The 9,427-nt window shown below is 45.2% G+C and carries 9 protein-coding genes and 1 riboswitch; all 9 genes read left to right on the forward strand.

Features of this window, described 5'->3' with window-relative positions; genetic code table 11:
- The first annotated feature begins 208 nt into the window (after positions 1 to 208).
- The 9 genes from codB to CAG69_RS02980 all read left to right on the forward strand — a co-directional run bounded on the left by codB (position 209) and on the right by CAG69_RS02980 (position 9,246).
- The gene (gene codB / locus CAG69_RS02940) at positions 209 to 1,447 is read left to right on the forward strand and encodes a cytosine permease (protein WP_161442645.1); all 1,239 of its coding nucleotides are present in this window, start codon (positions 209 to 211) and stop codon (positions 1,445 to 1,447) included.
- Positions 1,448 to 1,456: 9 nt separating this feature from the next.
- Positions 1,457 to 2,734 (forward strand): cytosine deaminase, encoded by a 1,278-nt coding sequence (locus CAG69_RS02945; protein ID WP_161442646.1) that lies wholly within the window; start codon positions 1,457 to 1,459, stop codon positions 2,732 to 2,734.
- A 261-nt stretch (positions 2,735 to 2,995) separates the two neighbouring features.
- Entirely contained in the window at positions 2,996 to 3,634 is a 639-nt protein-coding gene (locus tag CAG69_RS02950; protein ID WP_161442648.1) for an HD domain-containing protein, read from the forward strand.
- Positions 3,635 to 4,393 (forward strand): helix-turn-helix domain-containing protein, encoded by a 759-nt coding sequence (locus tag CAG69_RS02955; RefSeq protein ID WP_161442650.1) that lies wholly within the window; start codon positions 3,635 to 3,637, stop codon positions 4,391 to 4,393. It begins immediately after the preceding gene.
- 146 nt (positions 4,394 to 4,539) lie between these two features.
- Positions 4,540 to 6,393 (forward strand): MFS transporter, encoded by a 1,854-nt coding sequence (locus CAG69_RS02960; RefSeq protein ID WP_161442652.1) that lies wholly within the window; start codon positions 4,540 to 4,542, stop codon positions 6,391 to 6,393.
- 117 nt (positions 6,394 to 6,510) lie between these two features.
- Complete coding sequence (locus CAG69_RS02965; RefSeq protein ID WP_140093558.1) at positions 6,511 to 7,128, forward strand: triacylglycerol lipase; 618 nt, start codon at positions 6,511 to 6,513, stop codon at positions 7,126 to 7,128.
- Positions 7,129 to 7,232: 104 nt separating this feature from the next.
- A riboswitch (FMN riboswitch) is annotated at positions 7,233 to 7,372 on the forward strand.
- 113 nt (positions 7,373 to 7,485) lie between these two features.
- Positions 7,486 to 8,142, forward strand: coding sequence for a 3,4-dihydroxy-2-butanone-4-phosphate synthase (ribB, locus tag CAG69_RS02970; protein ID WP_161442654.1), 657 nt, complete (start codon positions 7,486 to 7,488; stop codon positions 8,140 to 8,142).
- 104 nt (positions 8,143 to 8,246) lie between these two features.
- Positions 8,247 to 8,792, forward strand: a complete 546-nt coding sequence (locus CAG69_RS02975) for a glutathione peroxidase (RefSeq protein ID WP_161442656.1) — start codon at positions 8,247 to 8,249, stop codon at positions 8,790 to 8,792.
- Positions 8,793 to 8,802: 10 nt separating this feature from the next.
- The gene (locus CAG69_RS02980; RefSeq protein WP_161442658.1) at positions 8,803 to 9,246 is read left to right on the forward strand and encodes a DUF3429 domain-containing protein; all 444 of its coding nucleotides are present in this window, start codon (positions 8,803 to 8,805) and stop codon (positions 9,244 to 9,246) included.
- Positions 9,247 to 9,427 lie beyond the last annotated feature (181 nt).

Genomic DNA, 9,427 nt, shown 5'->3' on the forward strand with positions numbered 1-9,427 from the left:
TCATATAAAACACGTAAAAACAAACTTTTTACCTTTATAGGTAAAAAATTAAGCCATTGTTATTAAAAGAAAAAACAGACATCAAAAACCAAGCAAACGTTTAAATTGCAATTTTATCATTGACTATTAAATTTACATCACGATAATACGCGCCGTTTGCCTGAAAACCAGGTGCTATAATTTAACATTTCAATGTGCGGAGGTAATAATGGCTGGAGACAATAACTACAGTCTTGGACCAGTTCCCGACACGGCCAGAAAAGGCGTGGCGTCACTAACCATGGTGATGTTAGGACTCACTTTTTTCTCCGCAAGTATGTGGACAGGTGGCTCTCTCGGTACTGGGCTCTCCTTTAATGATTTTTTCCTCGCTGTTCTCATCGGTAACCTAATCCTCGGTATTTACACTTCTTTCCTCGGTTACATCGGCGCTTCTACTGGTATCTCTACTCACCTTCTTGCTCGTTTCTCTTTTGGTTCTAAAGGATCTTGGCTTCCTTCTGCTCTTCTTGGTGGTACTCAAGTTGGGTGGTTTGGAGTTGGTGTCGCGATGTTTGCGATTCCGGTGCATAAAGCAACGGGCATCGATACCAATACATTGATCCTCGTTTCCGGTTTGCTCATGACCGCGACCGTTTACTTTGGCATCTCCGCACTGATGGTGTTGTCAGCAATTGCCGTTCCTGCCATTGCGCTACTTGGCGGCTACTCTGTCATCGAGGCAGTAAATAGCGTTGGCGGTATTAGCGAACTGCAACAAGTTCAACCAACCGAGCCACTCGATTTTTCAATAGCTCTCGCGATGGTTGTCGGCTCTTTTGTCAGTGCTGGTACATTAACGGCAGATTTCGTGCGCTTTGGCAAAAAGCCGCGCAGCGCCGTGATGATCACCATGGTGGCATTTTTCATCGGTAACTCGTTAATGTTTATCTTTGGCGCGGCAGGTGCGTCGGTGACGGGTCAATCAGACATCTCTGAAGTGATGATTGCGCAAGGTTTATTGATTCCTGCCATCATCGTACTTGGGTTAAACATTTGGACGACCAACGACAACGCGCTCTACGCATCGGGTCTTGGATTTTCCAACATCACTGGCTTACCAAGTAAATACATCTCGATGGCGAACGGGCTTGTTGGCACACTTTGCGCTCTCTGGCTCTACAATAACTTTGTTGGCTGGCTAACCTTCTTATCGTTGGCAATTCCACCGATTGGCGGCGTGATCATCGCTGACTTCTTCACGAACCGTAAGCGCTACGCAAACTTTGAAGCCGCCCAGTTCCAAAGCGTAAACTGGGCTGGCATTATCGCTGTAGCGATTGGCGTTGGTGCGGGACACTTCCTGCCTGGCGTGGTACCGATTAACGCTGTACTTGGCGGCGCAATTAGCTTCCTGATTCTTAATCCTATTCTCAACAAAAAAGCACTGGCTACACAGCCAGCGTAAGGAACCATCATGACAACACTACTGATCAAAAACGTAACGCTAAAAGGACAAGAAGGTCTGCAGCAAATTTTGATTGAAGATGGTCAATTCAAGCGCATTGAAAGCAACGATGTGGAGCTTAATCATAACGGTGACACCATCAATGCTGAAGGGGGCATGGCGGTGGCGCCTTTCTGCGAGCCGCACATCCACCTAGATACAACGCAAACCGCAGGCGAGCCAAGCTGGAACATCTCTGGCACATTGTTTGAGGGTATTGAACGTTGGGCTGAGCGCAAAGAAATGCTGTCGATTGAAGACGTGAAAACGCGCGCAAAACAAACCTTAAAATGGCAGATCGCAAACGGCGTACAACACGTTCGAACTCACGTAGACGTTTCAGACCCTACCCTAATTGCCCTAAAAGCGATGGTAGAAGTGCGTGAAGAGATGAAAGAGTGGGTAGACATCCAAATCGTTGCGTTTCCGCAGGAAGGTATTCTCTCTTACCCAAATGGCAAAGAGCTGCTAGAAGAAGCCGTCAAATTGGGGGCGGACGTTATTGGCGCGATTCCACACTTTGAATTTACACGCGAATATGGCATTGAATCACTGCACTACGTATTCGAATTAGCACAAAAATACGACCGTCTGATCGACGTGCATTGTGATGAAATCGATGACGAGCAATCTCGCTTCGTTGAAACGTTGGCAGCATTAGCGCACAAGTTCGATATGGGAAGTAAAGTCACGGCCAGTCACACAACAGCGATGGGTTCCTACAACGGCGCATACGCATCTCGCCTGTTCCGTTTATTACGCATGTCCGGTATCAATTTCGTGGCAAACCCTCTGGTGAACATTCACTTACAAGGCCGTTTTGATGATTATCCGAAACGTCGTGGCGTAACGCGAGTAAAAGAGATGCTGAATGCCAACATCAACGTCTGCTTTGGACACGATGATGTATTTGACCCTTGGTACCCACTAGGCACTGCAAACATGCTGCAAGTGCTGCATATGGGTCTGCACGTGTGTCAGGTGATGGGTTACGACCAAATCAACAACTCATTGGATCTGATCAGCACCAATTCAGCACGTACACTGAACATTCAAGATAAGCACGGAATTGAAGAGGGCAAACCAGGTAGTTTACTGATTCTTCCCGCAGAAAATGGTTTTGACGCAGTACGTCGACAAGTGCCGGTTCGCTACTCTGTTCGTCACGGTAAAGTGATTGCAGAAACACAGCCTGCGACAACTCATATTCATCTTGAACAAGCAGAGCATGTGACGTTCAAGCGCTAAGGTTAGTAAAAATACCGACTAAAACGAAAAAGGGTCTGACGAAATCATCAGGCCCTTTTACTATTGGCAAACCTCACTGCTGCTCTGTGTCTTACCACCTTAGTAGCCAACCGAACACACAAAAATGCTATTTAAGATGACCCGGTACTTACTAAGTTGCATAAGGTTCTGATGGCTAAATCTCAATTACACTATCGAACTTGGAAATTCCTCTCTGCGTTCGGCATACTTCTGCCTTCACTTTAGTTGTAGATATAACTCATGACCTTATTAAGCCAGATAGAATCGCAATTTTTGGAATTTATGCAGCAAGAGATGCAAGTCGATGCGGCGCACGACATAAGCCATGTTCAACGGGTCGTAAACACTGCAAAAAAACTGGCTGTAGAAGAAGGCGCCGACTTATCTATTGTGCTTCCCGCCGCCTATTTACATGATTGTTTTACCTATCCGAAAGATCATCCAAACCGCAAGCAGAGCTCAATCATTGCAGCCAAAAAAGCGGTCGCGTTTTTAGAAAGTATCGATTATCCGCAGCAATACCATGATGCCATTGCCCATGCGATAGAAGCACACAGCTTTAGCGCTAATATCAGACCCAACACATTGGAGGCAAAAGTCGTTCAAGATGCCGATCGGCTGGATGCATTAGGTGCTATTGGCGTTACTCGCTGTATACAAGTGAGCACTGAGTTTGATGCGCAACTTTACGATGACAAAGACATCTTTGCTCGACAGCGAGAACTCGACGATAAACAATTCACTCTGGATCACTTCCAGACCAAGTTATTCAAAATCGCTGAAACTATGAACACGGAGTCAGCGAGACGCGAAGCGCAAAAACGCAAAGCCTTTATGCAAACGTACCTAGAACAGCTGCACGATGAGGTGACCGCGTAAGTGTCTGAAAGCCATACGTTAATTAAAGAGCTTAAACGCCAACTAAAGTTAGCTGGGCTGCATTATGTCGATGTTGCACAACACCTTGATTTAAGTGAAGGAAGCGTCAAACGTTTACTCGCTGAAGGTCAACATATTAGCCTTGAACGCTTAGAACGCATTTGCCAATTGATTGGTTTAGAAATGGCGGAACTGTTTAAGCTCGCGGCTGCGCACAATAAAGGTCTAGAGTCGCTAACGTTAGAGCAAGAAAAGCAGTTGGTTGACGATAAAGCCCTGCTACTCGTGGCAATCTGTGTTGTAAATGGCTATCAGTTTGAACAAATCGTTCAGCAATACACCTTCAATGAGTTGGAACTGGTGCAAAAGCTGGCTCAGTTGGATCGTCTGAACATCATCGACTTGCAGCCAAATAACAAAATTCGTTTGCGTATATCTCCGACATTTAAGTGGCAGATGGGCGGCCCTATTCAACGGTTCTTCCAACAGCAAGTTCAAGACGCCTTTTTCCAAAGCTACTTTTCTGGTGAAGATGAACAGTTGTCCATGGCAACAGGATTGATGAGCGTACCAACCAACAAGAAGCTGCAACAGAAACTGCAAAAGGTCATCGATGAGTTTTATCAGGCTTGCCAAAGTGATAGCTCTCTCGATATGGACGAGAAACACGGCACCTCTCTGATTATTGCGATGCGTCGCTGGACGTTCCCTCTGTTTGAACCATGGGAAAGAAAATCCACTCAGAAGTCTCGAAATTAGTAACTCAATAAACAAATAGAAATGAAAGTAACGAATTTCGTTACTTTTGGTGGCATGCAACGTCACTTGAAAGAGAAAGCTGGTTTAATCGTTCATTGAGCATAAAGTGCTCCTATCTCATTCGACTTTGTTTAATCGGGGCCAGCATGTTTTTCTCAAAACGCTTTTTTCCTTACTTTGTGACGCAATGCCTTGGCGCACTCAATGACAACATCTACAAAAACGTTCTGTTATTGATGGTGACTTACAGCCAAATTGATAACCTACCAATATCCGTTAATCTATTTGTTAATTTGGCAGCTGGCTTATTCATCCTGCCTTTCTTTCTATTCTCTGCGCATGCTGGTGCCGTCGCTGACAGCATGGACAAAGCCAAATTAATACGACGTTTAAAGCTCATCGAACTGGCTATCATGTCTTGCGCAGCAACCGCTATTGCCACCCAAAGTGCCATGCTGATGCTTGCTCTTTTATTTATGACAGGCACTCAATCGGCTTATTTTGGTCCCGTGAAATACGCCTTGCTACCACAAGCGCTCAAACCAAATGAGCTCGTTAAAGGAAATGCTTGGGTTGAAATGGGCACGTTTCTTTCGATTCTTATAGGTACGCTAAGCGCAGGCCTGCTGCTAGCCATTCCTAATAGTACCTTGATTGCTTCTTGTGTCGTGATTGCCTTGTCTTTGCTTGGGTTTATGAGCAGTGTGAATATTCCAACGATGCCTAGCCAATCGACTGACAAAGCGAAGTTTGAACCGATTTCTGGTTTAAAAAACACGTTAAAAGTGGCAAAAAAACAGAGAGGCATTTGGATGTCTGTTCTAGCCATCAGTTGGTTTTGGTTCATGGGTGCGACTTACCTGACTCAATTCCCTAGCTTTGCGCGTGAACATTTGTTTGCAGACAGCACTGTCGTTTCTTTACTGTTGGCATTGTTTTCCATTGGTATCGCGACAGGCTCTTGGTTGTGTGAAAAACTTTCCTTCAACCACGTTGAGCTTGGTATTTTGCCATTCGGTATCCTTGGTCTGACAGTCTTTGGCGTCGACTTGCTATGGGCAGTCCCAAGTTATCCATCACTTCCGGTGCACTTTTATGATGTGCAAAGTTTCGTTGCTGAATCCAAACATCTGCGCGTCATGATTGACCTGTTCCTTGTTGGTGTAAGCGGCGGTGTCTTTATTGTTCCTCTTTATGCGTTCATCCAATCGCGTTCAAACAAAGGGGAATGTGCACGTGCCATTGCTGCTAATAACATCATGAATGCGTTGTTTATGGTGGTGTCTGCTTTGGTTTCGATCGTTGTACTCAGCGTACTAGAGCTTTCTATTGTGGAACTGTTTGCCATGATGGCAATAGGTAACTTCTTCGTGGCAATCTATGTCTATCGTCAAGTACCGGAATTTACACAACGCTTTATCAGTTATTTACTCAGCCATTGTATGTATCGTGTGTCAGTAAAGGGGCGCCAACATATTCCTGAACAAGGTGCTGCGTTAATCGTGGCTAACCATGTTAGCTATGTCGACGCGTTGATTTTGATGGGAACCTCTACGCGCCCGGTTCGTTTTGTGATGGACAAATCCATCAGCGAGCTGCCTGTTCTTAAATATGTTTTCCGTCATGCCGGTGTTATCCCTATCTGTTCTCCACGTAAGTGTGCCGATACTTACCGACGAGCATTTGAACAGATTGAACAAGCGCTTAACGACGGTGAAGTTGTCTGTATCTTCCCTGAGGGTCGCTTAACGTCTAACGGTGAATTGGGTGAGTTTCGCCCTGGTGTGGAAAAAATCCTTGAACGTAATCCTGTTCCTGTCATCCCTATGGCACTAAAAGGGCTTTGGGGTTCTTTTTTCAGTCACAAAGGCGGGCATGCTCTCACAAAACGACCGACTCGTTTTTGGTCAAAAGTGGATGTTGTTATCGGTGAAGTGTTAAGCCCAGCTTCTTTAAATCGTCATCAATTGCAACAACAAGTACAGGATTTACTGGGCTGATACGCTTGTTATATCGATCAAGCTTTGCAGCAACACGTAAATATGCACCACAAAGGGCAAGTAGTTCTTTGTTAATTAGAGTAGGATATCTACAACGTCATAAATCTAGGAGGTATTATGAAAATCATCATCTTACATGGTCTTTATATGCATGGGCTGGTCATGCAGCCTCTTAGCCAAAAGCTGCGAAAGCTCGGATACGAAACGCAAGTGCTCAGCTATAACACTGTTGCTATCGATGAATCTTCACTGTTTGATTCTATTGACCATTCGCTTAATCCACTGACCGCAAACGTGCTCGTGGGGCACAGCTTGGGAGGCTTGATGATTAAGCGCTATCTCGCCAACAGAAAGCCAACCACCAGCTTAATCTCTCATGTTGTCGCTATCGGTTCACCTCTTAAAGGCGCGTCCATAGTAGGTCGGATTCAAGATCTCGGGTTGGGTGCAATTTTAGGCAATTCGCCACATCACGGATTAAACAAACATGATGATGCGTGGGCTTTTCCGCAAAAACTCGGCAGTATCGCAGGAACGATGCCGATTGGTGCTCGCCCATTATTGATCCGTAATGACAACACCATGTCGGACGGTACGGTTACCGTAGAAGAGACAAGACTGGACGGTATGCAAGATCATATCGAAGTGAAGCAAACGCATACGAGCCTGATTTACAACACCTTCGTACCACAGCAGATTGATCACTTTATTCGCACAGATTATTTCCGTCGATAGCACACTTTTCCATCATACAGATGGAATCGACTTTCCAAGCTATTCAGTTCGCAGTACTATCCTAGCTCCACTTCCTCACAACTTGGATGAAGTGGCACATTTTTAATTGTTCTCAGGGCGGGGCGAAATTCCCCACCGGCGGTATACTTTTCAAGTGAGCCCGCGAGCGCTCGATTCGTCGAGGTCAGCAGATCTGGTGAGATGCCAGAGCCGACGGTTATAGTCCGGATGAAAGAGAATAAGAATACACCAGTATCGCGAGTAAGATCGCTAAGAGTGCTGGTGCACTTCTTTTTGATCGTATTTTACGACGATCTCTCATACCGCCCTGATTCTGGTGAAATTTAGGAGTTAACCATGAATCAGTCATCACTACTTGCCGAATTCGGCGACCCAATTACTCGCGTTGAAAACGCACTTATCGCTTTAAAAGAAGGTCGTGGCGTACTACTTCTTGATGATGAAGATCGCGAAAACGAAGGCGATATCATTTATTCAGTCGAGCACCTCACTAACGAGCAAATGGCATTGATGATCCGCGAATGTAGCGGCATCGTTTGTTTGTGCTTAACAGATGCTCAAGCAGACAAACTGGAACTGTCTCCAATGGTGGTAAACAACAACAGTGCAAACCAAACCGCATTTACGGTTTCTATTGAAGCGAAAGTTGGTGTAACAACGGGAGTTTCAGCAGCAGACCGAGTGACGACCATTAAAACGGCGGCAAACCCGCATGCGAAACCTGAAGATCTTGCTCGCCCGGGCCACGTATTCCCTCTGCGCGCACGTCCAGGTGGTGTAATGACTCGCCGTGGTCACACAGAAGGTACGATTGACCTGATGCAAATGGCAGGGCTTCAACCCGCTGGCGTACTATGTGAAGTGACCAACCCAGATGGCACGATGGCAAAAGCACCAGAGATCGTTGCGTTTGGTCGCCTGCACAACATGCCAGTGCTGACGATTGAAGACATGGTAATGTACCTAAACCAGTTCGAGTTGAAACTGGCATAATTAAATCCCAGCTCAGAAAGAAGCCGCGCATTTGTGCGGCTTTTTTGATCGATCCTCTTTGCACTTGAGTAGTTATACTTATTGAAAACAAGGGGAACAACACCATGAAAGGATTACTGAAACTCGCCGCTCTCGTTAGCTTTCTCTCCATGAATTCGCTTGCTCTTGCATCTGAGTGCCCTGATATTCTTCAAGGTAAGCAAAGGTTGTTAAACTCAACAGAAGAAGTCGATCTATGCGAAAGCTTTAAGGGAAAGACACTACTAGTCGTCAATACAGCAAGCCAGTGTGGCTTCACTCCTCAGTTCGAACAGTTAGAAACCCTCTATCAAACTTACAAAGACCAAAACTTCACCGTTATAGGCTTCCCGAGCAATGACTTCCGACAGGATAGAGGAAGCGAAACAAACACTGCGAAAGTCTGTTATCTCGATTACGGGGTCACCTTTCCAATGATGGCTCGCTCCTCAGTATTAGGCGTAGATGCAAACCCCGTATTCAGCGAGATTACTAACCAAGCTGGCATCAAACCAAAATGGAACTTCTATAAGTTTCTAATTAGCTCTGAAGGCAAAGTTATTGCCACTTTTCCAAGCTCCACATCACCGACAAGTACTACGCTTACCAATATGATAGAGCAACAATTGTAAGGTGACGACCATGACAACACGCTCAACCATGCTACAACTCGGTTACTTAGGCCTGGTTCCATTTGTGTTTAGTTTAGGGCTGATTTTCACTGACATTTCACTCTTCAATTTAAGTGGCCAGCAATTTTTCATCGCTTACAGTGCCGTAATATTAAGTTTTTTATCCGGCATACTCTGGGGGAATGGCATTGAGCATTACTACCACCGCCTTAGCCGAAATATATTAATTCTCAGCAACCTTTTTGTCTTACTGGCTTGGGGCGCATTACTGCAGGGCCACAAACATTACGCGGTCGCTACCCTACTCTTAGCAATTGGGTATCTTGCTGTTTGGTATGCAGAAAAACTCGTGAGGAAAGTCGAACAAGACACCGAGCCCAAGGGATATCAAGGAATGAGGAGCAAACTGACCTTCGGCGTAATCGTAATGCACGGATTGGCTTTAGTTTCATAACCTGGTCTGTCCAGTACTAAGATCACAAAAAAACGTCTTTTTATAAAACAATGTTCATTTCGTGAATGCACACATATTTTGAACACTGTTTTGTTTCATTTATGAATCAATCCACATATAAGTAATTCAAAGCATTCACAAAGGATATGAATATGTTTTTTCGCAAACTTTTGTTTAGCAC

It is taken from the genome of Vibrio sp. V43_P6S15P86, from assembly GCF_009904725.1.
Taxonomy (GTDB): domain Bacteria; phylum Pseudomonadota; class Gammaproteobacteria; order Enterobacterales; family Vibrionaceae; genus Vibrio; species Vibrio diabolicus.